This window comes from Eggerthella guodeyinii (genome assembly GCF_009834925.2).
Taxonomy (GTDB): domain Bacteria; phylum Actinomycetota; class Coriobacteriia; order Coriobacteriales; family Eggerthellaceae; genus Eggerthella; species Eggerthella guodeyinii.
On sequence record NZ_CP063310.1, the window covers coordinates 3,700,889 to 3,723,566 of the forward strand.

Genomic DNA, 22,678 nt, shown 5'->3' on the forward strand with positions numbered 1-22,678 from the left:
ATATACTGGTTGCCGTACTTCGTCCCCCTGCAAGAATCGAGGATCGATGCCGCACGCGAGCGCAACCGCTCGAACGAATCAGATGCGCGCCCTCATGGGCGGCGCCTTCCTGCCGTCGTTTCTGGGGCTGGCGGCCACGCGCGTCTGGCTGCAGGTGAACCTGTTCGCGTCGTACACGCAAAGCGACGACGGGCTGTTCACGGTGGTCAACAACCTCGCGTACGGCCTGGTGATGGTCATCGGCGCGGCCATCGCGCTGCGCAAGCCGTTCTCAAAGGGCAACCGCACGACGGTGGCGTGGCTCGGCTTCGCCGTCATGACGTTCTCCACCGTGCTCATCCTGGCGGGCAAGGAAACCGGTGCCGTCGATATCTTGGCGGTGGCCAGCGTGTGCGCCGGCATCGGCGGCGCGCTGGGCGGCGGCATGTGGACGGCGGCGTACGTGCGGCTGGGATTGCGCCAGTCGGTGCTGTACGGATTCTTGTCGCTGGCCCTCGGATCGCTCGGCGGCCTGGCGCTCAGCTTCCTGCCCGAGGCGCTCAGCTACACGGTGAGCATGTTCATGCCGGCCATCGCCCTCTTGTGCTACCAGCGCGCCATGAAGACCGACGTGGGACCGCAGCCCGCGCCCGAGCCGATCTACGACAAAGAGCCGCGCAGTACCATGCTGTTCATCTTCGGCGGCCTGGCCGTGTTCGGGTTGGCGCTGGGCATCTCGCGCGGCTTCCCCGCCGGCGAGCCTGTGCCCATGGACGCGCTGCAACGCGTCGTCCACCAGATGGGCGTCGTGGTGATCAGCCTGTTCATCATCTGGTGGTTCATCGTGAAGCGCAAGCGGCTGAGCTTCTCGTTCCTCTGGCGCATCGAGATCATGCTGGTGGCCGCGGGCATGCTGATCCTGTCGGTGTTCCCCGGGCACTTCACGGGGCTGGCCATCGCCACCGTCAACATCGCCGACACGCTCATGCTGGGCGTGCTGTGGATCACGCTGCAGGACGTGGCGCGCCACACCACCACCGACGTGTACGCCGTGTACGGGTTCGCCTGGGCGTCGCGCGTGCTGTCGCGCGACGCGGGCCGCGTGCTGATCATGGTGCTGGGCGCGATGGGGGCCTCGTCGTACGCGGTGACCGCCGTCATCGGCATCGTGGTGTTCGCGCTGGCCGCCAGCATGGCGCTGCTGCTGTCGGACGGCATTTTGAAGCTGCGGCCGCTGTTCACCGAAGACGTGGCGGCTCCCGCCCGGCGAAGCGCGGCGGGCGCGGCGCGCGAGACGAGGCGAGCGGAGATGGAAGGGGCGGGAGCCTCGACGCCGGCCCCCGCGGCGATGCCGAGCGCGCAGGCCCAGCCGGACCCGCAGGAGTGGTTCCGCGACGCGTTCGACCTCTCGGAGCGCGAGACGGAAGTGGCGCTGCTCATCGCCCAGGGACGCAGCAAGTCCTACATCGCCGAGGCGCTGTGCCTGTCGGAGAACACGGTGCGCACGCACGCCAAGAACGTCTACACGAAACTCGACGTGCATTCGAAGCAGGAATTGATCGACCTGCTGCAGAATAGGGAATAGAGGCCTATCCTCTTCCCTAGCGCGGCGGAAGCTTCGGCATGCGCGCGTCTTGCTCCGCGCCGATCGCATGCCGCTTCCTTGCCGAATCGGCGCGACGTGCGGTCGTTAGGCCGCAGACGCCCTTTCGCGCCATGGGGAGGGGCTGCCCCAACGCACGCATTCCGACCCCCCCCCCCGCAGCACCCGGGCAGAAGACGTCTACCCCTCCAGCTGCTCTTTCAGCGCGCCTACCGAGTACAGGCTGCCGAACGCGCAGATGAGGCCGTCGGCCCCCGCCAGCTCGCGCGCCTTCGCCAGCGCGTCGGCCATGTCGCGCGCGACGTGAGGCCGCATGTGCGCCGAGCACCCCAGCACGTCCTGCCCCGTCCAGCGGATGGCGCGCGCCAGCCTGTCGGCGGAAAGAGCGCGCGGGTTGTCGGGCGTCACCGCCACGAACCCCCCGACGAGCGGCATCACGGTTTCCAGCATGGCCGGGTAGTCCTTGTCCTCAAGCACCCCCATGATGAACACGGGCTTGCGACCGGGGAACACGTCGGCCAGCGAATCCACGAGCGCGCGGGCACCCTGGGGATTGTGCCCGCCGTCCACGACGACGGTCGGCTCGCCCTCCCCCGCGCGCACGATCTCGAAGCGCCCCGGCCAGGCGGCGCCTGCGACGCCCTGACGCACCGCGTCGTCGTCGATGGCCCATCCGCGCGTGCGCAGCGCTTCGGTCACCTCGATGGCCAGCGCCGCGTTCGCCGGCTGGTACGATCCCAGCAGCTTCGTGCGCAGGTCGGCGAAGCGCCCGTACGAGAACGAGCGCGCGGGCGCGCCGGAAGCGCCCCACTCCACCGGGCCCACGTTCAAGCACGCGAAATCGGGCACGGTGAGCGTATCGCCCGCCGCCGAGACCGTCTGCTCGACCACGGCCATCGCTTCGGCGTCCTGCGGCCACGACACCACGGCGGATCCCGGCTTTACGATGCCGGCCTTCTCGCCCGCGATGGCGGCCAGCGTGGTGCCGAGCAGCTTCGTGTGGTCGAGGCCGATGCGCGCGATGACGGCCGCCTCGGGCGCGTCGATGACGTTCGTCGAATCGAGGCGCCCGCCGAGGCCCACTTCGAGCACCACGATATCGCAGCCCCGGCGCGCGAAGTGCACGAGCGCCACCGCCGTCATCAGCTCGAACTCGGTGGGATGGTCGGCCATGGCCTCGGCCTGCTCCTTCACGAGCAGCGTCGCCTCGGTCAGCTCGTCGAGCGTGATGTTGGCGCCATCCACGCGGATGCGCTCTTCGAACGTGATGAGGTACGGGCTGGTGAACAGCCCCGTGCGCAGCCCCGCTGCCTGGAGGATGGAGGCCAGGTACGCGCAGGTCGAGCCCTTCCCGTTCGTGCCCGCCACATGGGCGAACTTGAGGCGATCCTGCGGCCGGCCCAGCCGGTCGAGCAGCTCGCGAATGCGGTCGAGCCCCAGCCGCGACTCCAACCAGCGCGGCTCGTTGATGTAGGCGATAGGATCGAACGACATAGGGACCTCCTGATGAGATGGGGATCGAGACGAATGTTTCACGTGAAACATTCGTTCGCGCGCAAGCGCGAAACGCGCGGGAGCGAAGCGACCCGCGCCTCGCGCGCAGCGCGAGAACAACCGCGCGGGTGGTCGGGCGGGAGCGAAGCGACCCGCCCATGCGCCCGCAGGGCGCATAATGGGCGCGCGGGTTGGCGCAGTAAGTCAGCGAGGGGCGCTGTGGTGCCCGATCTCGCGGGGAGGGCGAGGGCGAAGCGTACTTCGGTACGCGAGTCCTCGGCCTCGCCGCGAGATCGGGTGCCACAGCGCCCCGCCCCCTTCGGGGACTTGCTTCGCGGCGCAGCGTCGGCGGGTTCCGAAGGCCGTCAGGCCTTCGGAACCAGATACTCCGCGATGCCCGCTGCCGCGCGCTTGCCGGCGCCCATGGCGAGGATGACGGTTGCCGCGCCGATGACGGCGTCGCCGCCGGCGAACACGCCCGGCTTCGACGTGGCTCCTGTGCGCTCGTCGGCCACGATCAGGCTGCGCGGCGTCACCTCGAGCCCCGGGGTGGTCTTCGCGATCAGCGGGTTGGTCTTCGAGCCCGCCGCAACCACCAGCATGTCGATGTCGATGACGAACTCGCTGCCTTCGACCACCGTCGGACGGCGCCGCCCGCTCGCGTCGGGCTCGCCCAACTCCATGCGCACGCACTCGACGCCCGACGCCCAGCCGTTCTCGTCGCCCAGGATGCGCGTCGGGTTCGTCAGCAGCTGGAAGTGAATGCCCTCCTGCTCGGCATGGTGCACTTCCTCGGCACGCGCCGGCATCTCGTCGCGGCCGCGGCGGTACACCACGGTCACGTCGGCGCCCAGGCGCTTCGCCGTGCGCGCGGCGTCCATGGCCACGTTGCCTCCGCCCACCACCACGCACTTCTTGCCGGCGTACACCGGCGTCTCGTACTCAGGGAACAGATACGCCTTCATGAGGTTCACGCGGGTCAGCAGCTCGCTTGCCACCGACACGCCGTTGAGGCCCTCGCCCTCGATGCCCAGGTAGCTGGGCAGGCCCGCGCCCGTGCCCACGAACACGGCGTCGAAGCCGCGGTCCTCCATGAGCTCATCGATGTCGTAGAGCTTGCCCACCAGCGCGTTCACCTCAAACGACACGCCCTTGTCGCCCAGCTTCGACACCTCGCGCTGCACGAGGTCCTTCGGCAGGCGGAACTCGGGGATGCCGTAGGTCAGCACGCCGCCCACCTTGTGCAGCGCCTCGAACACCGTCACGTCGCAGCCGAGCTTCGCCAGCTCGCCCGCGCACGTCAGCGACGCCGGGCCCGAGCCCACGACGGCCACGCGCTTGCCGGAGAGATCGACGGACGTCGGCGCGTCGTCATCGGCTTCGCCGCCTTCGGCCTCGCGCGCGAACGCCTCCATGGCCGCAGCCGCTTCCTCGGGGTGCTCGAACGCCCAATCGGACGTGAAGCGCTCCAAACGCCCGATGGCCACGGGCTCGCCGTTCTTCCCGCGCGTGCACACGCCTTCGCACTGCGTCTCCTGCGGGCACACGCGGCCGCAGATGGCGGGCAGCGAGTTCGCGCTCTTCACGATGGCGTACGCGCGGGCGAAGTTGCCCTCGGCCACCTGCGCGATGAACTGCGGGATGGGCACGCCCACGGGGCAACCGCTCACGCACGGCGTGTTCGGGCACTGGATGCAGCGGCGCGCTTCGGTCACCGCCTCCTCTTCGGAGTAGCCCAGCGCCACCTCCTCGAACGTCTGCGCGCGCTCGACGGGGTCGAGCTCCGGCATGGGGACGCGCGTCTTCTGCTTGTTGGCTTCGTAGCTCATCCGCGCCATGCTAGGCCCCCTTCCGCTCGTTGCAATCGCGGCCTTCGCGCGCCGCGCTCTCGAAGCTGCGGTACATGACGCCGCGGCGCATGGCGTCGTCGAAATCCACCAGATGACCGTCGAAGTCGGGGCCGTCCACGCACGCGTGCAGGTACTCGTCGCCCACCTTCACCCGGCAGCCGCCGCACATGCCCGTGCCGTCGATCATGAGCGGGTTCATGCTGACGTACGTCTTGATGCCGTAGGGCTTCGTGGTGGCGGCCACGAACTTCATCATGATGACGGGGCCCACGGCCAGCACGAGGTCGTAGTCCGCGCCCTCGTCGATGCGCTGCTGCAGCGCCTGCGTCACCAGGCCCTTGTTGCCGTTCGAGCCGTCGTCGGTCATGATGATCTGGCGCGTGGAATGCCGGTTGATCTCGTCTTCCAGCAGCACGAGGTCCTTGTTTCGGAAGCCGGTGATCACGTCCACCTCGCAGCCGTTGTCATGCAGCCACTTCGCCTGCGGAAACGCGATAGCCGTGCCCAAGCCGCCGCCGATGACGCACGCGCGCTTCGCACCTGCGAGCTCGGTGGGGTTCCCCAGCGGCCCGGCGAAATCGAGCAGCGCGTCGCCCGCCTTCATCTGGGCGAGACGCATGGTGGTGGCGCCCACCGCCTGGAAGATGATCGTGATGGTGCCGGCCTGCGCGTCGCAGTCGTTCATGGTGAGCGGGATGCGTTCGCCCTGCTCGTCGATGCGCAGCATGATGAATTGACCGGGCTTGATCTTTTTCGCGATCTCGGGGGCACGCACCACCATGCGCGTCACCTCGGGATTGAGCGCCTCTACCTGTTCGATGGGATACACGTCTTCGCCCTTCTCGTCTCAGATACAAAAGCAGCACCGAAAGCGGTGCCGTCTCGTAGATGTTATCGCCAGTATAGCAAAGGGGTCCCAGCCCCTTTGTTTCAAGCGTGTTTCCACCCGGCCAGTGGAGGAAATCCCACCGGAAGGGTTCTCGCAGCGCCCCGACAGGCGTCAACAATCCCCTTACGGGCGGCGCCGGGGGCGGGATGGGGCAATGCTGCGTGGTAAGCTGAGGAATCGCCCGACACGCGGGCGCACCGCCTCAGCCCCGTTGAAAGAACGCACGATGGCCCACCTCTACCTGCTGAACAACCACTTGGAGCCCGCCCCCGCGGGCACGCCCATCGATGCAGATCAGCCCATCGTCGAGGTGCTGACCACGCTCGAAATCGACAAGGCGCGCTTCCTCAGCCCCGACATGCGAGCATCGCTGCGCTCGATTTCAACCGTGGAGAACACCTACCTCGACGTGTTCCCCCACTGCCTCATCGGCTCGTTCGCCGTGCCCGACAAAGACCACGTGCTGTTCGACCCGCGCTGCTTCGCGTTCTACCTCGACGCGACGCACCTCGTGTTCCTCGACGACGGCGACACCTGCGCCCCCGTGCTCGACGTCATCGCCACGCAGCACATCGTGAAGCAGCCCACCGTGGGCCATTGCCTGTTCGAATTCATGAAGCTGCTCGTGAAGAACGACCTCTCGTTCCTGGCCGACCTCGAGGACCGCATGGAGGACGTGGAGGAGTCCATCATCGACCGGGGCATGGACGCCAGCAGCCGCAACATGCTGACGTTCCGGCGCAAGCTGCTGCGCATCGACACGTACTACCAGCAGCTCGTCGACATGGCCAGCGGCATCGCCGAAAACGAGAACAAGCTGCTCACGCACGAGGAAAGCCGCCTGTTCCTCGTGCTGGAGCGCCAAGCCGAGCGCCTGCTGAAGCGCTCGCTCACCCTCAAGGAATACAGCTTGCAGCTGCGCGAGCTGTACCAGACGCAAATCGACCTGCAGCAGAACAACACGATGCAGTTCTTCACGGTGATCACCACGCTGTTCGCGCCGCTCACGCTGCTGACCAGCTGGTTCGGCATGAACTTCGCGAACATGCCCGGCCTCGACTGGCGCTGGGGCTACCAGACCATCATCGCGGTGTCCGTGATCCTCGTCATCGTCGAGATCATCCTGTTCAAACGCAAGAAGTGGCTATAAGCCACCCTGATTCAAATCCGACATTATTTCGCCCATAAAGGCTATGTAATTATTAAACGAAATCATGTACAAACAACTAAGGTTTCTTCTCTTGGCGCCAGTATAAAATGTAACTGTTGCCGTCGCGATAATGGCTTTCGCTGGTGAAAGCTGCCGCAAGTTGCCAAGCGTCGCTCACTTGCAACCTTTATTGCACCGGATCAACCATGGTGAAATTCGGAAGGAGCGAACGTGTTCAAGTACAAAGATCCTCTGCCGGAAAATCCGTTTTGCAAATGGACTGAGAGAATTTCCGGAGCAGCCGGCATCGATGCCGAAGAATTGGCTCGATCATTGGGAGCCTCCGTTGTCGAGCACATGGAAACGCAGTGCTCGATCGCCGTTTCCGCTCAGTACGACGATATCCAAACAGGAGGTCTGCTCAGCAAGAAAGTTCAGCCTGGCATCCTCTTCAAATTTACAGAACGTTCGAATTACTGCGGTTTCCTCGTAGGGTTGAATAAAGTCGCTGGAATACTTGAAGTCGCCATCGTCCAACACGGCTCGCCTTCTGCCGGCATGCAACGGCTAAACGTTGCAGAATCGAAGGGGGCCTTTTCCGTGGGCGGAGCGCTCAGAAAAGCAGTTACCGATACGGCTGCCGTTGAAGAAGAGCGTATGTACTACTCCGCCCTCAATCAAACGATTCAGGACATAGTGGAAAGCTGGATCGAATAAAGGAGAACAATACAGTTTGCAGGCATGTTCGCATCGCGACGACTCACGATACGAACATCAACGAGAAGGGAGAGAACATGGGACTCGAAGAAGAGATTTTGCGTCGGTTGACCACATCGCAATTGAATCAGCTTTCCAGCCTTTCGACGGCAGACGACTGGAAGAAAGTCCGTCAGATGTTGATCGAAAACGGCGAATCTTGCGACGAAGAAACGGCAAAACGCCTCATCAAAAAAATGCGTTAATCGTTTCGTCTAGGTAATGCATTTGACTCAAACATGACTCGCATTAAAGAGAAAGGGTGCCGTATGGAAGAGTATATGCGTTGCGGAAACTGCCAGGGGCAAGGCGTCATCAAAAGGCCGGATACCGGTGGAGCTATCACGTGCCCGAAATGCATGGGTTCGGGAAAAGTGAAGAACCCGGCCTACAAGCCCTCCATGCCCTCCAAGAATCCTTTTAGGTAGGTTCCTTCAACATGTGGGATTCGGCACCTCGATAGCCGAATCCCACATTGCAATACGGCGAGCTTAAGTGCTTAATGAAAGTAATTGATAATGTCTTTCATTAAGCACAGGAAATCGCTACAGCAGCGTGGGCTGCTCGGGCTCTTTGGCGGCTTCGGCGGCCGCGGCCGCGGCCGCCGCCGCAACCTTCTCCGCATCGCTTGCGCGCAGCAACTCGCCCAGCGTGGCAAAGTCGTTCTCGAGCGCCTCGCGCTTCGAGCCGTCGTACAGCGCCGCCGCCGGGTGGAAGATGGGGAACACCTTGAACTTGCCGGCGCGCTGCACCGAGCCGTGCAGGCGCGTGATGCCGATATCGGTTTTCAGGATGAACTTCGTGGAGAAGTTGCCCAGCGTCACGAGGAACTCGGGATCGATGGTGCGCGTCTGCTCGCGCAGGTAGGGCGTGCACAGCTCGATCTCCTCGGGGCGCGGATCGCGGTTTCCCGGCGGGCGGCACTTCAGCACGTTCGCGATGAACACGTCCTCGCGCGTGAGGCCCGCCACCGCCAACAGCTCGTTGAGATACTTGCCCGCCGCGCCGACGAAGGGCTCGCCTTGCAGGTCCTCGTTCTTGCCGGGCGCTTCGCCGATGATCATGACGCGCGCCTCGGGGTTGCCCACGCCGAACACGGTTTGCGTGCGCCCGTCGGCCAGCGGGCACTTGCGGCACCCTTCCACCTGCGAGCGAAGTTCGTCGAGCGGGATATGCGGCTTGGTCATGCGAGTCCTCCCTTGTTACACGTACACGCGCGGCATGCGCAACGCGAAGCCGACGGCCAGCTCGTAGTTGATGGTGCCCAGCGTGTTCGCCATGTCGTCGAGGGTGATCACGGAATCGCCCTCGCGCCCCACGAGCAGCACCTCGTCGCCGATCAGGGGATCGAGCCGGCGACGGCTGCCGTACACGCGCAGATCGACCTCGAACATGCACTGGTCCATGCAGATGTTGCCCACCTGGTGGCAGCGCTGGCCCTTGAGAATCACGTCGGTGCGGCCCGACAGGCCGCGGCGCAGCCCGTCGGCGTACCCCACGGGAACCGTGCAGATCTTCACGCTGCCGGGGCTGCGGTAGTTCATGCCGTAGCTCACGCCCTCGCTCATGGGCACGGTGCGCACGTCGGTGATGCGCGCGTGCACGCTCATGACGGGGCGCAGATCGATCATCGGGCGCGTGACGCCCGACGGATGCAGGCCGTACATGCCGATGCCGAGGCGCACCATGTCGAACTGCACGTCGGGATAGCGGATGGCGGCCGCCGAGTTCGCCGCGTGCACGATGCCGGGGTTGACGCCCGCCGTGCGCAGCGCCGTGATAGCCTCGATGAAGCGCTTGACCTGGATCTGGAAGTCGAGCGTCTCCGCCGAGTCGGCGGTGGCGAAGTGCGTGAACGTGCCCACGAGGTCGAGCGCGCGATGGAAGCTCACCTGGCCCATGAACTCCACCACCTCGTCGTGGCGCACGCCGATGCGGTTCATGCCCGTGTTCACCGCCAGGTGGTACGGTGCGCGCACGCCGAACGCGTCGGCCGCCTCGGCGTACTGGATGGCGAACTCGGAGGTGTAGACGCTCGGCATGACCTTGTAGGCCAGCAGCAGCGGAATGGCCGTCTCGGGCGGCTGCGACAGGATGAGGATGGGGGCGTTCACCAGCGCTTCGCGCAGCTCGATGGCCTCGTTCACCGTGGCCACGCCCAGGTAGTCGGCGCCGGAGTTCAGCGCGGTCTTGGCGCAGCGCACCGCGCCGTGACCGTACCCGTCGGCCTTCACCACGGCCATGAGCCGCACGCCGTTGTCGATGCGCTGCTTGACCGCGCTCGTGTTGTGGCGGATGGCGTTGAGGTCGATCTCCGTCCACGCCCAGCGGCGGTCGATGTCGGGGATGAGGCGCAGCTTGTCGGGATCGAACTGGGCCGGCTCACCATCGGGCCGCGCGTGGTCGCGCGCGTACTGGAACGCGCCCTCGGCGCCGCTGCTGAACGCTGCCGTGGCCGCCTCGTACGCGCCCCTGCTGCCGGCCGCGCCGTTCGCGGGGGGCTGCGCGCCCACGTACCGCGGCGTGCCCATCGCCGCGCTCGCGGACACGAAGCCGTTGGGCCTGCGCTGCGAGAAACCGGTGAACCCGTTGGGAAGATCCTGTGCCATGCTCTACGCCTTTCAGTCGATCGGGCATCAGTATAGCACTGGCACGAGGGGTGGGAAGGAGGCAAGGCGCTTTCCCCACCGCCCTAGGGCGCGGAGACGCGGCCTGCGGGCGCGCACGCCGCGCCGCATCGCAAAGGGTCTCACCCCTCCAGCATGTCCAGCAGCTCCTGGCGGCGGTGGATGTCGAGCTTCGTGTAGATGTGCTTCGCGTGCGTGCGCACGGTGTTCTCGCTGATGACCAGGCGCTCGGCGATCGATGCCATGCTGTTGCCGCGCGCGATGAGCTCCATGACCTCGGTCTCGCGCGTCGACAGCCCGTGCGCCTCCTGCAGCATGAGGCACTGCTTCGACGTGCGGTCGCGGATGACGCCGGCATCCTCGGAAGCCGAGGGGCGGTTGCGGCGGCGCTTGGCTGCGGGCTTGGCCGCCTTCTGCTGCCGCGGCTCCTCCGACACGCCGGCCGCCAAAAACTCGATGGGGTCGGCCGTCACCGTGCCCTTCGCCACGAGCGGCTTGAACAGCGTGCCGGTGGCCACGAGCAGCGTGAGGCCCAGCACGTAGCTCGACACCATGGCCACGACGAACAGCCACTCGCGCCCGTCCACCGACACGAAATCGCTCACCCACCCCAGCAGGAAACCGGCGCTCTGCATGATGTAGGCCACGCCGCCGAAGAACCCGTAGATGAACACGGGGTTGATGCCGCGATCGCGCGAGATCTGCGCGCACTGCATCATCATGAGCATCTGCACGAGCGAGAACACCATGTACGTGAGCGCCGCGAACAGGTTGAGGTAGGTCGCGCCCAAAAACGGCAGCAGCAGGAACCCCGTGATGATGAGCGGGTACACCACGCGGAACACCGAGGTCAGCCCGAAGCGGAAGCTCATGCGGTACCACAGCACCAGCAGCACCGCCGCCGACACGAGCGAGCCCAGCATGGACGCGCTGTTCACCACCGCCCCGATCTCCTCGTGCAAAAGCGCGATGCCGCGGATGACGCCGCTGGCGAACGCGAGCGATCCCACGCACAGCGCGCTGCGCCAATAGTCGGCCACCACCTGCCGATACACGCGCGGATGCTGCTGCGGGACATCCTCAAACATGGGCTGGTCCACCTGCATCTCGCGCACCGACAGCGCGATGCAGAGGCCGCACAGGGGCACGAACACGAGCGGGATGAGGAACGCCGTCAACGCGATGGGCACGAGGTACAGCGCGAAGTAGATGAGCGGCGCGATGGCCGTGCCCACGATGAGCCGCAGGTTGCCCTCGGTCGCCGACAACGACGCGAAGTAGCGCTGCCACAGCATGAACATGCCCGCGCATCCGATGCCCAACAGCACGCCGCCGGCGAACACGAGCGCAAGCGTGATCATCGTCGTGTACATGGCGGCGATAAGGCAGGCTGAGCCGGCGAACACGAGGATGGCGCTCAGCGACACGAGCATCACGCGCGCCCCGCGCGGGAAGTAGTACGACCCGAACATGCTCGCCACGAACGCGCCGCCGAACGCGAGCGCCTGCGCCAAGAAGAACGTGAGGGTGATTTCGGCGGTCTGGAACTCCAGCGGCAAAAACGGGAAGACGCCGCCCCAAATGGATGTGGCGTTCACCGTGAGGAAGCATGCGTAGCCCCAACTGGACACGTGCATGCGCGGCATCGTTCGAGCCATGGTCCTGCAACCCCCTCCCCGTCTCGTGATGCTTAAGCATGGTAGCATAGGTGGGACCCCGATCGGGGGGTTTCGAGGAATGATGATAATCCCCACCTGGGGTTTTGCTCTTAAATCACATGACGAGTGTGATTCGTCGGCCGGTTGTTTCGGGTACGTTTGAAAAGGCGAGAGGAACAATCGGATTTAGAGGAGGGAACCATGACCATGAACGAATCGACGTTGTCGCGCCGCACGTTCGTCAAGGGATCGTTGGCCGGCCTGGCGCTTGCCGGCGCCGCCGGATCGACGGCGCTCTACGGCTGCACGCCGAAGGGCGAGCAGGACGCGGCCGGCGAGGGCACGGCAGCGGCCACCGACCAGATCGCGTGGAGCCAGTGCAACGTCAACTGCGGCGGCAACTGCATCTTCCAGTGGCACTCCCAAGACGGCAAGATCGTCTACATGGAGACCGACAACACCGGCGACACCGACCTGCAAGCGCGCGCCTGCCTGCGCGGCCGCTCCATGCGCCGTTGGCTCAACAGCCCCGACCGTCTGACGAAGCCCATGAAGCGCGTCGGCAAGCGCGGCGAGGGCGCGTTCGAGGAAATCTCCTGGGACGAGGCCATCGACACCATCGCCAGCGAGCTCAAGCGCGTCATCGACACGTACGGCAACGAGGCCGTGTACGTGAACTACGCCACCGGCATGTACTCGTGCACGGGCAAGCAGCCGGGCCTGCGCCTGCTCAGCCTCCTCGGCGGCTACGTCAACCAGGCGTACGACTACTCCACGAACATGCTGCAGGCCATCATGCCGTTCATGTACGGCAGCGACAAGGAGAAAGGCAGCGTCTTCAGCCCGTACGACGCCGTGAACGCTTCCTCGTTCTCCGAGGCCGAGCGCGCGTCCGACCTCGTCGTGATGTTCGGCAACAGCCCGGCGGAAACCCGCATGGGCGGCGCGAACGCGGTGTGGGACTTCGCGAAGGTGCGCGAGGCCGTCGTCGGGCGCGGCGGCAAGATCGTCAACATCGACTACCGCCTGAACGAGTCGGCCTCGGGCCATCCCGACGAGTGGCTGCCCATTCGCACCGGTACCGACGCCGCGCTGTGCTCGGCCATCGCGCATGAATGGATCGCGAACGACCTGGTGGACAAGGAGTTCCTGGACACCTACTGCGTCGGCTACGACGAGGACACCATGCCCGAGAGCGCCAAGGGCCAGAGCAAGTCCTACAAGGACTACATCATGGGCACCGGCTACGACATGGTGGAGAAGACCCCTGAGTGGGCCGCCCCCATCACGCAGATCTCGGCCGACAAGATCCGCGAGCTTGCCGCCGACATCGCCGCCGCCGAGGCGCCCTTCATCGTGCAGGGCTGGGGTCCGCAACGCCACACAAACGGCGAGGACGCCACGCGCGCCATCTGCATGCTGCCCATCCTCATCGGCAAGATCGGCCTGCCCGGCACGAACACCGGCCAGCGCGAAGCCGAACCGCCCACCTACCTCGTCGGCAGCCTGCCGTTCGAGAACCCCGTGAAGACCGCCATCCCCGTGTACCAGTGGGTGAACGCCGTCGACCACGGCAAGGACATGACCGCCACCAACGCCGGGGTCATCGGCGCGGACAAGCTGCAGAGCGACTTCAAGTTCATCTGGAACTACGCCGGCAACTGCCTGACGAACCAGCACGGCGACATCAACTACACGCACGAGATCCTGGCCGACGAGAGCAAGTGCGAGTTCATCCTGGTGTGGGACACGGTGATGACCGACTCCGCGAAGTACGCCGACATCCTGCTGCCCGACGCCATGCGCTCCGAGCAGCTGAACATGCAGACCCAGGGCTACTCCGAGTACTACACGGCCGTCGTGGTGGGCGGGCCCGCGCAGGACGCGCCGGGCGAGTGCCGCACGAGCTACGACGTGTGCGCCGACATCGCCGACAAGTTCGGCATGAAGGACGCCTTCACCGAGGGCAAGACGCAGGAAGACTGGATCAAGGAGCTCTACGAAGCGGGCGCGAAGGCTGACGGCAACATGCCGAGCTGGGACGAGATCAAGGAGCAGGGCGTGTACAAGCGCGCGTTGGAGCCCTGCATCGGCCTCGAGGCGTTCCGCACCGACCCGGTGAAGAACCCGCTGGGCACCCCGTCCGGCAAGATCGAGATCTACTCCGAGCAGCTTGCCGAGATCGCCTCCACCTGGGAGCTTGAAGAGGGCGACACGATCAACCCCATCCCCGTGTTCACCCCCGGGTTCCAGGGCTACGGCACCACGACGGAGGAGTACCCGCTGTACTGCGCCGGATTCCACCACAAGAGCCGCACCCACTCCTCGTTCGGCTTCATCCCCGAGCTCGAGCAGGTGGCGCGCCAGCAGCTGTGGATCAACCCCGCGGACGCCGAGCCGCGCGGCATCGCCAGCGGCGACACGGTGGCCGTGAAGAGCCCGGCCGGCGAGATCCGCATCGAGGCCAAGGTGACGCCTCGCATCATCCCCGGCACCATCGGCATCCCGCAGGGCGCGTGGCACAAGGCCAACATGAGCGGCGATCGCGTGGACGAGGGCGCGTGCGTCAACACGTTGACCACGTACCGGCCGACGCCGTACGCCAAGGGCAACGGCCCGGCGCACTCCATCATCGCTCAAGTGACCAAGGCGTAAAGGGGGAAAGACGACATGACTCAGTACGGATTCTACTTCGACAGCACGCGCTGCACGGGTTGCCGCACCTGCGAGATGGCGTGCAAGGATTACAAGGACCTGTCCGCCACCATCGCGTTCCGCAAGGTGTACGACTACGAAGGCGGCGCCTGGACCGACGCGGGCGACGGCACCTACACGTCCGACGCGTTCGCCTACCACGTGTCGCTGGGCTGCCAGCATTGCGCCATGCCGGCATGCATGGCCAAGTGCCCCCAGGGCGCCATCACAAAGGACACCGAGACGGGCCTCGTGGCCATCGATCAGGAGAAATGCACGGGCGCGGGCGTGTGCGTGGAAACGTGCCCCTACAACGTGCCCATCGTCGACAAGGAGCTGGGCAAGGGCGTGAAGTGCGACGGCTGCGCCGACCGCGTGGCCGAGGGCAAAAACCCCCTGTGCGTGGACGCCTGCCCGCTGCGCGCGCTCGAGTTCGGCGACATCGAGGAGCTGCGCTCGAAGCACGCGGGGACGGTGGCCGGCATCGCGCCGATGCCGTCGCCCGACCAGACGACGCCCTCCATCGCCATCCTTCCCTGCCCCGCGGCGAAGGATCCCGGCGACACCACCGGCGCCATCGCCAACGAAAAGGAAGTGACGGGCGTGGCGTAAGCACCCTCCCTTGGCCGCTTCCCCCTCCGGCGCGTCGCGTCGGAGGGGGAAGCCCATGGTAAAATCGTTTACCTTGCATCGTTCTCGACCGAAAGCGGCATCATGCCACGGGGATTCTTCTACGACAACACGCGTTGCACCGGGTGCAGAACCTGCGTCTTGGCGTGCAAAGATTACCACGATCACGGCCCCGACATGGCCTTTCGCATGGTCATCGACTACGAGGGCGGTTCGTGGCACCTCGACGCGGACGGCTCGCTTTCCCAGGACGCGTTCGCGTACCACGTGTCCGTCTCCTGCAACCACTGCAACAACCCCGTCTGCACCCGCGTGTGCCCCACCGGCGCCATGCACAAAGACGAGCTGGGGCTGGTATGGCCCGATGCCAGCAAGTGCATCGGCTGCGGCTACTGCACCATGGCCTGCCCCTACCACGCGCCCCACATCGACGCGCACCTGAAGCGCAGCAGCAAGTGCGACGGCTGCCGCGATCGCGTGGCCGAGAGCAAGCAGCCCATCTGCGTGGACGCCTGCCCCGTGCGCGCGCTCGAGTTCGGCCTCGTGTCCGAGCTGACAAGCCGCCACCCCGACACGGTGCGCTCCATCCTGCCCCTGCCCGACGAGACGGCGACGCAGCCGAACCTCCTCATCCTGCCGTCGCCCGCGGTCGCGCACGCCGAGGAGCGGGGAGGAAGCATCGTCAACCGGACGGAGATTCACCTATGACCAGCGGATTCGACGCTTTCTCGCTCGGGCTGTTCACCTCGCTCGCACCGGCGGGCGTCGTGGCGTTCCTGGCGCTCGCGCTCGTGCGGCTCTGGTCGCACGACCACGCGGCGTCGGTGCGCATCGACCGCATGATCGCGTGTCCGTTCAGCGTGGTGCTCGTGGGGTTCATCGCGTCGGCCACCCATCTCGGCACGCCGGCGAACGCGCTGCACGTGTTCTCGGGCATCGGCCGCTCGCCGCTGTCCAACGAGGTGCTGAGCGCCGTGGCGTTCCTGTTCCTGGTGGGTTCGTACTGGATGATGGCGTTCAAGGAGCGCTTCCCCGACGCCGTGGCGAAACCGTGGCTGGCGCTCGCCTGCCTGGCGGGCGTCGCGCTCATCGCGTGCACGTCGATGGCGTACGGCGTGGACACGGTTCCCACCTGGGACACGCCTTACACGCCGGCGAACCTCGTGCTGGCCGCGCTGCTGGCCGGGCCGGTGCTGGGACTGCTGTTCCTGGAGCTGGCACGGGTTCGGCCGCGCGCCCTCGAGTGCGCGCTCGTCGTGCTGGCCGGCCTCGCCCTCGTGGCGGGAACCGTCGTGCTCGCGCTGCACCAGGGCAGCCTCGGCGGCATCGCGAACAACGAATTCTCGGCCAGCACGCTGGCGCCGTACTACCCCACCACCATCGGGGTGCACCTCGCCGTGGGCGCGGTCGCCCTCGCGCTGGCTGGCCTGTCGCTCAAGCGCGTCCAATCCCGCCGCACGACGCTCGCCCTGCGCGTCGCCGCCGGCGTCCTCGTGCTGCTCGCCGTCTTCGTCACCCGCATCGTGTTCTACCACCTGCACATGACCGTAGGGTTCTGAGCGAGAGGCAAGCCCCCCTCCGTTCCGTTCTGGGCGCGAATCGGGACCTATGCCAATTTTTCCAAGGCTCGTCGTCGCCGTGATACGCAAAACCCCTGGTGGCGCAATTCCCTCGCGCCTTCCAGGGGCCTGATTCTACCTGTTTATTGGCATGGGTGCCGATTCGCGCCCAGAACGGAACGGAGGGCTTGCGGCGCACTCGAACGGAAGCTAGTGGCCGCCGCCGGCCATCATCTTGACGGCGTGCGGGAGGGCCTTCACGACGCCGTCCCAGTTCTCGCGGGCGGCTTTCTCGCTACCGGGCAGGTTGATCACCAGGTGCCGCCCGCGCTGCATGCACAGCGCACGGGACAGCATGGCGTACGGCGTGATGGCCAGCGAGTGGGCGCGCATGGCCTCGGCGATGCCGGGCACGTTGCGCTCGCAGGCGTCCATCGTGGCCTCGGGCGTCACGTCGCGCAGCGAGAGCCCGCTGCCGCCGCAGGTCAGCACCACGTCCACGTCCTGCTCGTCGCAGGCGCGCACGATGGCCGACGCGATGAACGGCCGCTCGTCGGGCACCACCACGTGGCTCGCACACGTCCAGCCGTTCTCGGCGATGAGCGCCTCGAGCGCCGCGCCCGCCGTATCCTCCTTCATTCCACGCGTATCAGAGCACGTGATAATGGCAAACGTGATAGGCTCCATCTACAAACTCACCTCTTCGGAAACGTCGAGCAGGACGCACTGGACGGGCGAGCCGGCAGTGCGGGAGTCGAGACCCTCCGGCAGGATGGCCATGCAGTTGCTGCGCTGGATGACGCCGAACAGGCCCGAGCTCTGGTTCTTCGCCGGCGCCACCACGTAGTCGCCGCCCTCGTCCTTGTACAACGTTCCGCGCAGGAAGATGCGGCGCGGGTCCTTCTTCTTCACGTCGCGCGACAGCTTCGCCATCACGGACGGGCGCTCGAAGTGCGCGTATCCCTGCATCTTGCGCAGCGCCGGGCGGATGATCATCTCGAAGCCCACGTAGGCCGCCGCCGGGTTGCCGGGCAGGCCGAACACGGGCGTGCCGCGCACGATGCCGAACGTCTGTGCCTTGCCGGGACGCATGTTCACCGTGGTCATCAGCAGATCGCCCAACTCGGACACCACGGGCTTGATGAAATCGAAATCGCCGTTCGACGCCCCGCCGCTCGTCACGACGAAGTCGTACTGGTCCACCGCCGTGGACACGGCCGCCGCGAGAGCCTCCTTCGTATCCTCCACGATGGGAAGGATGGTGGGCACCGCACCGGCGGCTTGCGCGCATGCGGCCAGCGCATAGCTGTTCGAGTTGCGGATCTTGCCGGGCGTAGGCACCTCGGTGGGGTCCACCAGCTCGGAGCCGATGGAGATGACGGCCACGCGCGGGCGGCGGTGCGTCGGCACCTCCACGATGCCGCAGCCCGCGAGGAACCCGACGCCGGCCGAGCCGATGACCTCGCCCTGCGACACCACCACTTCGTCGGCCTTCGCCTCTTCTCCCGCCTCGCGCACGTTGGAGCACTCGTCGACAGGCGCGGCGAACGCCACGCGGCTGCCGGGCTTGCCATCGCCGGTCACCACGTCGACGATCTCGTACTTCACCACGGAGTCCGCGTCGTCGGGCATCGGCGCGCCGGTCATGATGCGCACGCACTGGCCCGCCGCGATGGGCCCCTCGTACACGTCGCCGGCCGCGATCTCGGCGACGACGTCCAGCTCCACGGGCGTCTCCGGCGACGCCCCGGCCAGCTCGGCCGCGCGCACCGCGAACCCGTCCATCGCCGAGTGGGCGAACGGCGAGATGTCGATATCGCTTTTCAAATCGGCGGCAGCCACGCGGCCGACCGCTTCCAGCACGGGCGCGGTTTCCACCGGCAAGGGAGCCACGTGCGACAATACGAGCGCGCGGGCCTCTTCAAGTGAGATCATTTCTGGCATGGTTGCACATCCCTTTCCTTCGTCGGCCCATTATAGCGCTTGCAGTATAGTGTTGCGCAGCAAGTTTGACGGCTTCGGCAACCGCGCGGACGCCGCGGCGAATGCGCGCTCCACCCAATCGTCGCGATCTGCCGATGGCCGCGGCCGCGCCCCTCGGCGATAATGGAAGCGAGCAACCGAGCCAACGCATAAGGAGACCGCCATGACCGCAGCAGAAAAACCGCTTTACCATCGCGTGAAAGCCCACCCCACCGCACGCATCTCCCCCGCCGCGAGCCTGGTCGGCGACGTGACCCTCGGTCGCGATGTCACCGTATTCGCCGGCGCGCACCTGCGCGGCGACCTGGAGCCCGTCGTGGTGGGCGACGAATCGAACCTTCAGGAAGGGGTGCTCGTTCACGTGTCGTCGGGCGACGCCGCCATCATCGGCCGCCACTGCACGGTCGGGCACGGTGCCATCATCCACGGATGCGAGATCGGCGACAACGTGCTGGTGGGAATGGGCGCCATCGTCATGAGCGGCGCGAAGATCGGCGACGAGTGCGTGGTGGCTGCGGGCGCGCTCGTGCCCGAGCATCGCGAGTTCCCGCCGAGGAGCCTGATCATGGGCATGCCCGCGCGCGTGTCGCGCACGCTGTCCGACGAGGAGGTGGCGCTCATGTGCACCGAAGCCGGAGACGAGTACGTGGAAGTGGGCGCCGAGATGCTGGCCCAGGGCGCGCTCGAGCACCCCGCCCCCGACATGGACATGCAGGTGGGCGCGTAGCGCGCTCGCCCCTTCCCCGCATGAAAAAGGGCTGCCCACAGGCAGCCCTTTCCGTTTCGCCGAACCCGAGGGCCGTCAAGCCCTCGCAACCGCTAGCGGTTGATGTTGTAGAACGCGTTCATGCCGGCGTACTGGGCGGCGGTATCCAGCTCTTCCTCGATGCGGAGCAGCTGGTTGTACTTCGCCACGCGGTCGGAGCGGCACGGCGCGCCCGTCTTGATCTGGCCCGTGTTCACGGCCACGGCCAGGTCGGCGATCGTGGTGTCCTCGGTCTCGCCGGAGCGATGGCTCATAACGCAGGCATAGCCGGCCTGCTTTGCCATCTCGATGGCCTCGAGCGTCTCGGTGAGGCTGCCGATCTGGTTCACCTTGATGAGGATGGCGTTCGCGCAGCCCATCTCGATGCCCTTGGCCAGACGCTTGGAGTTCGTGACGAACAGGTCGTCGCCTACGAGCTGCACGCGGTCGCCGATGCGATCGGTGAGCGCCTTCCATCCGTCCCAGTCCTCCTCGGCCATGCCGTCTTCCAGGGAGATGATCGGGTACTTCTCCACGAGCGCTTCCCAGTAGTCCACCATCTCGGCGCTCGTCAGCTCGCGACCCTCGCCCGCCAGCACGTACTTGCCCGTCTCGGCGTTGTAGAACTCGGTGGAAGCCGGGTCCATGGCGAACATGATGTCCACGCCGGGCTTGTAGCCGGCAGCCTCGCACGCCTTCGTGACGTACTCGAGCGGCTCCTCGTTCGTCTTGAAGTTGGGGGCGAAGCCGCCCTCGTCGCCCACGCCGCCGCCGAGGCCCGCGTCGTGCAGCACCTTCTTCAGCGTGTGGTAGATCTCGGCGCACCAGCGCAGCGCCTCGGCGAACGAGCTGGCGCCCACCGGCATGATCATGAACTCCTGGAAGTCCACGTTGTTGTCGGCATGCACGCCGCCGTTGAGGATGTTCATCATAGGCGTGGGCAGCAGGTGCGCGTTCACGCCGCCGACGTACTTGTACAGCGGCAGCTCGGCCGACTCGGCAGCGGCCTTGGCGCAGGCCAGCGACGCGCCCAGGATGGCGTTCGCGCCCAGCGCGCCCTTGTTGTCGGTGCCGTCCACCTGCAGCATGATGTCGTCGATGAAGCGCTGGTCGTCGGCCTCGACGCCGATGAGCGCCTCGGCGATCTCCTCGTTCACGTGGGCGACCGCGTCGAGCGTGCCCTTGCCGAGGTAGCGACCCTTGTCGCAGTCGCGCAGCTCGACGGCTTCGAACGCACCCGTCGAAGCGCCCGACGGCACGGCGGCACGGCCGAACGCGCCGTCTTCCAGCACGACTTCCACTTCCACGGTCGGGTTGCCGCGCGAGTCGAGAACCTCGCGACCGAACACATCGATGATGACGCTCATGCATGCCTCCTAGTAGGTTTTTCCGCTTTGCCGCATCGGCACGGCAAAGATGCACTTCGCGGTAATCATAGCACGTCGGAAGCGCAGCCACCGCTCCTTTGACCGTTTCCCCACCATTGTCGACAAGCGGTCGCCGGAGCGAAACCGTCCCACGTCCCTACCCCAGCGCCACCTCGTCGGCGTCGTCGACGAGGTGCTCGCGCTCGGCCACGATGCGGTCGATGAGCTCTTGCTGGGAATGCACGTCCAACTTGCGGTAGATGGCGCGCACGTGGGTCTTCACCGTGTCGGGCGACACGGTGAGCTCCTCGCAGATGGCGCGGCGCGACTTACCCTGCGCCAACAGCAGCATGACCTCGGTCTCCCGCTGCGTCACCGCGCGTTCCGTGGCCACGAACCGCACGACGCCCGCAAGGTCGCCCGCTTCGAGGCTCCCTTCGCCCGGCAGCACGGTGCCCCAGCCGTACTTCAAGTTGCTGCCGCTCGACAGGAACAGCGCGCAGGCGAACAGGAAGCACGCGGCGAAGCTGGCGAGCATCGCCGCATCCTCGAGCGGACGCCCGCCCAGGGCTGCGTGCGTCACCGCCCCGCCCACGAGCACGCCGAAGAACAGCGCCGCGCCCGGGCAGCTGGCAACCCACGTGGCGGGCAGCCCCATGTTCTTCATGAGGCAGGCGCCTAGGCTCCACAGCACGAGGTCGAGGTAGCAGAACCCGGCAGCCAGCACCACGAAGCCCACCTGCGGCGCGCTCGGCAGCGCTGCCAGCAGCAGAAACCCGACGGCCACGAACGAGAACGCCACCTTGTAGATGAACCGGTTGAAGTCCAACCGCAAGAACACAAGCGTCGCGAACAGCAGCACCACCGCGATCAGCTGCCCGACGGCCGTGTTCGACGACCCGGAAGCGGGCACGCCGAACAGGAACAGGCTCATGTACAGCACGCCCGCCGCAACGCCCTGCACCGCCGACGTCGCCACGAACTTGGCGGGGAACGGCAGCGGCACGTCGCGTCCGTGCTGGAAGTAGCGCATGCGCGGGAAGCTGCCCACGACGCGACGCAGCAGCAGCATCGCCGCGAACGGCAGCACGAGCGCGATGCCGGACAGCGCGAGCGGCGCCCCCGTCGCGTCGTCGCCGCCGGCGAACCCCGCCGTCGTCAGCACGAGGGCCGCCAGCGTGCCCAGCATGCCCTGGTACAGCGTTTGCTGCGTGCCGATCCATCCGAACACGCGGTCGATCTCCACGCGGAACAGCGCCGCCCCGATGCCCGCCAGCACGCTCATCAGCGCGTACAGGGCGGCATCCGCAGCGCTCGGCAGCGAGCGGTCGAACGCCCACACCAGATGGAGCGCCGCGGCCAGCGTCATGATCGACGCGAGCGCCACCAGCCACGACGGGCCGTCCGGCACGCGACGCGTGCGTTTGAACCAGACGGCGATCACCGTGCTGGCCACGGCCATGGCCAGCAGCGGGCCCGTCCATGCCGGCACGGCCGCCGCCGCGCCGCCGCCGAGCGGCACCGACACCGCAGGCCCCAGGCAGCATGCGATCAGCCATACCGTGTAGCAGGCGCTCGTCAGCGCGATGCGCCCGCGCCCCGCCGCCGACTGGCAGACGCCCGCGACGACGCCGCGCCGCTCGCTCGGCGCGTTGAACAGATTGCGCACGTGTTCGTTCGGCATAACCCTCCCT

At 66.5% G+C, this 22,678-nt stretch carries 19 protein-coding genes; 9 read left to right on the forward strand and 10 right to left on the reverse strand.

From position 1 onward, the window contains the following. The first annotated feature begins 82 nt into the window (after positions 1-82). The gene (locus GS424_RS15835) at positions 83-1,564 is read left to right on the forward strand and encodes a helix-turn-helix transcriptional regulator (RefSeq protein ID WP_244977586.1); all 1,482 of its coding nucleotides are present in this window, start codon (positions 83-85) and stop codon (positions 1,562-1,564) included. 198 nt (positions 1,565-1,762) lie between these two features. On the opposite strand, the gene GS424_RS15840 is transcribed toward GS424_RS15835, so the two are convergent. The 3 genes from GS424_RS15840 to GS424_RS15850 form a co-directional block, all read right to left on the reverse strand. After that, the gene (locus GS424_RS15840) at positions 1,763-3,076 is read right to left on the reverse strand and encodes a bifunctional folylpolyglutamate synthase/dihydrofolate synthase (protein ID WP_160941406.1); all 1,314 of its coding nucleotides are present in this window, start codon (positions 3,074-3,076) and stop codon (positions 1,763-1,765) included. A gap of 365 nt (positions 3,077-3,441) precedes the next feature. After that, on the reverse strand, positions 3,442-4,914 hold the full coding sequence (gene gltA, locus GS424_RS15845) for an NADPH-dependent glutamate synthase (RefSeq protein ID WP_160941407.1): 1,473 nt from the start codon (positions 4,912-4,914) through the stop codon (positions 3,442-3,444). A 1-nt stretch (position 4,915) separates the two neighbouring features. After that, positions 4,916-5,755, reverse strand: coding sequence for a sulfide/dihydroorotate dehydrogenase-like FAD/NAD-binding protein (locus tag GS424_RS15850; RefSeq protein ID WP_160941408.1), 840 nt, complete (start codon positions 5,753-5,755; stop codon positions 4,916-4,918). A gap of 286 nt (positions 5,756-6,041) precedes the next feature. Here GS424_RS15850 and GS424_RS15855 point away from each other — a divergent pair, with 286 nt between their 5' ends. The 3 genes from GS424_RS15855 (at position 6,042) to GS424_RS15865 (ending at position 7,927) form a co-directional block, all read left to right on the forward strand. After that, positions 6,042-6,965: a magnesium transporter CorA family protein gene (locus tag GS424_RS15855; RefSeq protein ID WP_160941409.1), complete on the forward strand. Its 924-nt coding sequence runs from the start codon at positions 6,042-6,044 to the stop codon at positions 6,963-6,965. A 231-nt stretch (positions 6,966-7,196) separates the two neighbouring features. Beyond that, positions 7,197-7,682 carry a hypothetical protein gene (locus GS424_RS15860; protein ID WP_160941410.1) on the forward strand — a complete coding sequence of 162 codons (486 nt, stop codon included), beginning with the start codon at positions 7,197-7,199 and terminating at the stop codon, positions 7,680-7,682. Between the two features lie 77 nt (positions 7,683-7,759). Further along, entirely contained in the window at positions 7,760-7,927 is a 168-nt protein-coding gene (locus GS424_RS15865; protein ID WP_160941411.1) for a hypothetical protein, read from the forward strand. A 339-nt stretch (positions 7,928-8,266) separates the two neighbouring features. Here GS424_RS15865 and GS424_RS15870 read toward each other — a convergent pair whose 3' ends face one another. The 3 genes from GS424_RS15870 to GS424_RS15880 all read right to left on the reverse strand — a co-directional run bounded on the left by GS424_RS15870 (position 8,267) and on the right by GS424_RS15880 (position 12,006). After that, a complete protein-coding gene (locus tag GS424_RS15870; RefSeq protein ID WP_160941412.1) occupies positions 8,267-8,908 on the reverse strand; it encodes a uracil-DNA glycosylase in 642 nt (213 codons plus the stop codon). A 15-nt stretch (positions 8,909-8,923) separates the two neighbouring features. Next, on the reverse strand, positions 8,924-10,330 hold the full coding sequence (gene alr, locus GS424_RS15875; protein WP_160941413.1) for an alanine racemase: 1,407 nt from the start codon (positions 10,328-10,330) through the stop codon (positions 8,924-8,926). 140 nt (positions 10,331-10,470) lie between these two features. After that, a complete protein-coding gene (locus tag GS424_RS15880; protein ID WP_160941414.1) occupies positions 10,471-12,006 on the reverse strand; it encodes a helix-turn-helix domain-containing protein in 1,536 nt (511 codons plus the stop codon). 201 nt (positions 12,007-12,207) lie between these two features. Here GS424_RS15880 and GS424_RS15885 point away from each other — a divergent pair, with 201 nt between their 5' ends. The 4 genes from GS424_RS15885 (at position 12,208) to GS424_RS15900 (ending at position 16,889) form a co-directional block, all read left to right on the forward strand. Beyond that, positions 12,208-14,661 carry a DMSO/selenate family reductase complex A subunit gene (locus GS424_RS15885; RefSeq protein WP_160941415.1) on the forward strand — a complete coding sequence of 818 codons (2,454 nt, stop codon included), beginning with the start codon at positions 12,208-12,210 and terminating at the stop codon, positions 14,659-14,661. 15 nt (positions 14,662-14,676) lie between these two features. Further along, complete coding sequence (locus GS424_RS15890; protein WP_154332826.1) at positions 14,677-15,312, forward strand: 4Fe-4S dicluster domain-containing protein; 636 nt, start codon at positions 14,677-14,679, stop codon at positions 15,310-15,312. Between the two features lie 102 nt (positions 15,313-15,414). Then, positions 15,415-16,038 (forward strand): DMSO/selenate family reductase complex B subunit, encoded by a 624-nt coding sequence (locus GS424_RS15895; protein ID WP_160941416.1) that lies wholly within the window; start codon positions 15,415-15,417, stop codon positions 16,036-16,038. Then, a complete protein-coding gene (locus tag GS424_RS15900) occupies positions 16,035-16,889 on the forward strand; it encodes a dimethyl sulfoxide reductase anchor subunit family protein (protein WP_160941417.1) in 855 nt (284 codons plus the stop codon). Before GS424_RS15895 ends, GS424_RS15900 begins: the two co-directional genes overlap by 4 nt. A 210-nt stretch (positions 16,890-17,099) precedes the next feature. Here GS424_RS15900 and GS424_RS15905 read toward each other — a convergent pair whose 3' ends face one another. Both GS424_RS15905 and GS424_RS15910 read right to left on the reverse strand, forming a co-directional pair. After that, positions 17,100-17,576 carry a MogA/MoaB family molybdenum cofactor biosynthesis protein gene (locus tag GS424_RS15905; RefSeq protein ID WP_160941418.1) on the reverse strand — a complete coding sequence of 159 codons (477 nt, stop codon included), beginning with the start codon at positions 17,574-17,576 and terminating at the stop codon, positions 17,100-17,102. Next, on the reverse strand, positions 17,577-18,833 hold the full coding sequence (locus tag GS424_RS15910; RefSeq protein WP_160941419.1) for a molybdopterin molybdotransferase MoeA: 1,257 nt from the start codon (positions 18,831-18,833) through the stop codon (positions 17,577-17,579). 202 nt (positions 18,834-19,035) lie between these two features. On the opposite strand from GS424_RS15910, the gene GS424_RS15915 reads away from it, so the two are divergent. Further along, positions 19,036-19,599 carry a gamma carbonic anhydrase family protein gene (locus tag GS424_RS15915; RefSeq protein ID WP_160941420.1) on the forward strand — a complete coding sequence of 188 codons (564 nt, stop codon included), beginning with the start codon at positions 19,036-19,038 and terminating at the stop codon, positions 19,597-19,599. 92 nt (positions 19,600-19,691) lie between these two features. On the opposite strand, the gene eno is transcribed toward GS424_RS15915, so the two are convergent. Further along, on the reverse strand, positions 19,692-20,984 hold the full coding sequence (eno, locus tag GS424_RS15920) for a phosphopyruvate hydratase (RefSeq protein WP_154332820.1): 1,293 nt from the start codon (positions 20,982-20,984) through the stop codon (positions 19,692-19,694). Between the two features lie 157 nt (positions 20,985-21,141). After that, the gene (locus GS424_RS15925) at positions 21,142-22,668 is read right to left on the reverse strand and encodes a LuxR C-terminal-related transcriptional regulator (RefSeq protein ID WP_160941421.1); all 1,527 of its coding nucleotides are present in this window, start codon (positions 22,666-22,668) and stop codon (positions 21,142-21,144) included. Between the last annotated feature and the right edge of the window lie 10 nt (positions 22,669-22,678).

Coding starts and splice junctions, on each gene's coding strand:
- GS424_RS15835 (WP_244977586.1), top strand. CDS start 83: ATGCGCGCCCTCATGGGCGGCGCCTTCCTGCCGTCGTTTCTGGGGCTG.
- GS424_RS15840 (WP_160941406.1), bottom strand. CDS start 3,076: ATGTCGTTCGATCCTATCGCCTACATCAACGAGCCGCGCTGGTTGGAG.
- gltA (WP_160941407.1), bottom strand. CDS start 4,914: ATGGCGCGGATGAGCTACGAAGCCAACAAGCAGAAGACGCGCGTCCCC.
- GS424_RS15855 (WP_160941409.1), top strand. CDS start 6,042: ATGGCCCACCTCTACCTGCTGAACAACCACTTGGAGCCCGCCCCCGCG.
- GS424_RS15865 (WP_160941411.1), top strand. CDS start 7,760: ATGGGACTCGAAGAAGAGATTTTGCGTCGGTTGACCACATCGCAATTG.
- GS424_RS15870 (WP_160941412.1), bottom strand. CDS start 8,908: ATGACCAAGCCGCATATCCCGCTCGACGAACTTCGCTCGCAGGTGGAA.
- alr (WP_160941413.1), bottom strand. CDS start 10,330: ATGGCACAGGATCTTCCCAACGGGTTCACCGGTTTCTCGCAGCGCAGG.
- GS424_RS15880 (WP_160941414.1), bottom strand. CDS start 12,006: ATGGCTCGAACGATGCCGCGCATGCACGTGTCCAGTTGGGGCTACGCA.
- GS424_RS15885 (WP_160941415.1), top strand. CDS start 12,208: ATGACCATGAACGAATCGACGTTGTCGCGCCGCACGTTCGTCAAGGGA.
- GS424_RS15890 (WP_154332826.1), top strand. CDS start 14,677: ATGACTCAGTACGGATTCTACTTCGACAGCACGCGCTGCACGGGTTGC.
- GS424_RS15895 (WP_160941416.1), top strand. CDS start 15,415: ATGCCACGGGGATTCTTCTACGACAACACGCGTTGCACCGGGTGCAGA.
- GS424_RS15900 (WP_160941417.1), top strand. CDS start 16,035: ATGACCAGCGGATTCGACGCTTTCTCGCTCGGGCTGTTCACCTCGCTC.
- GS424_RS15905 (WP_160941418.1), bottom strand. CDS start 17,576: ATGGAGCCTATCACGTTTGCCATTATCACGTGCTCTGATACGCGTGGA.
- GS424_RS15910 (WP_160941419.1), bottom strand. CDS start 18,833: ATGCCAGAAATGATCTCACTTGAAGAGGCCCGCGCGCTCGTATTGTCG.
- GS424_RS15915 (WP_160941420.1), top strand. CDS start 19,036: ATGACCGCAGCAGAAAAACCGCTTTACCATCGCGTGAAAGCCCACCCC.
- eno (WP_154332820.1), bottom strand. CDS start 20,984: ATGAGCGTCATCATCGATGTGTTCGGTCGCGAGGTTCTCGACTCGCGC.
- GS424_RS15925 (WP_160941421.1), bottom strand. CDS start 22,668: ATGCCGAACGAACACGTGCGCAATCTGTTCAACGCGCCGAGCGAGCGG.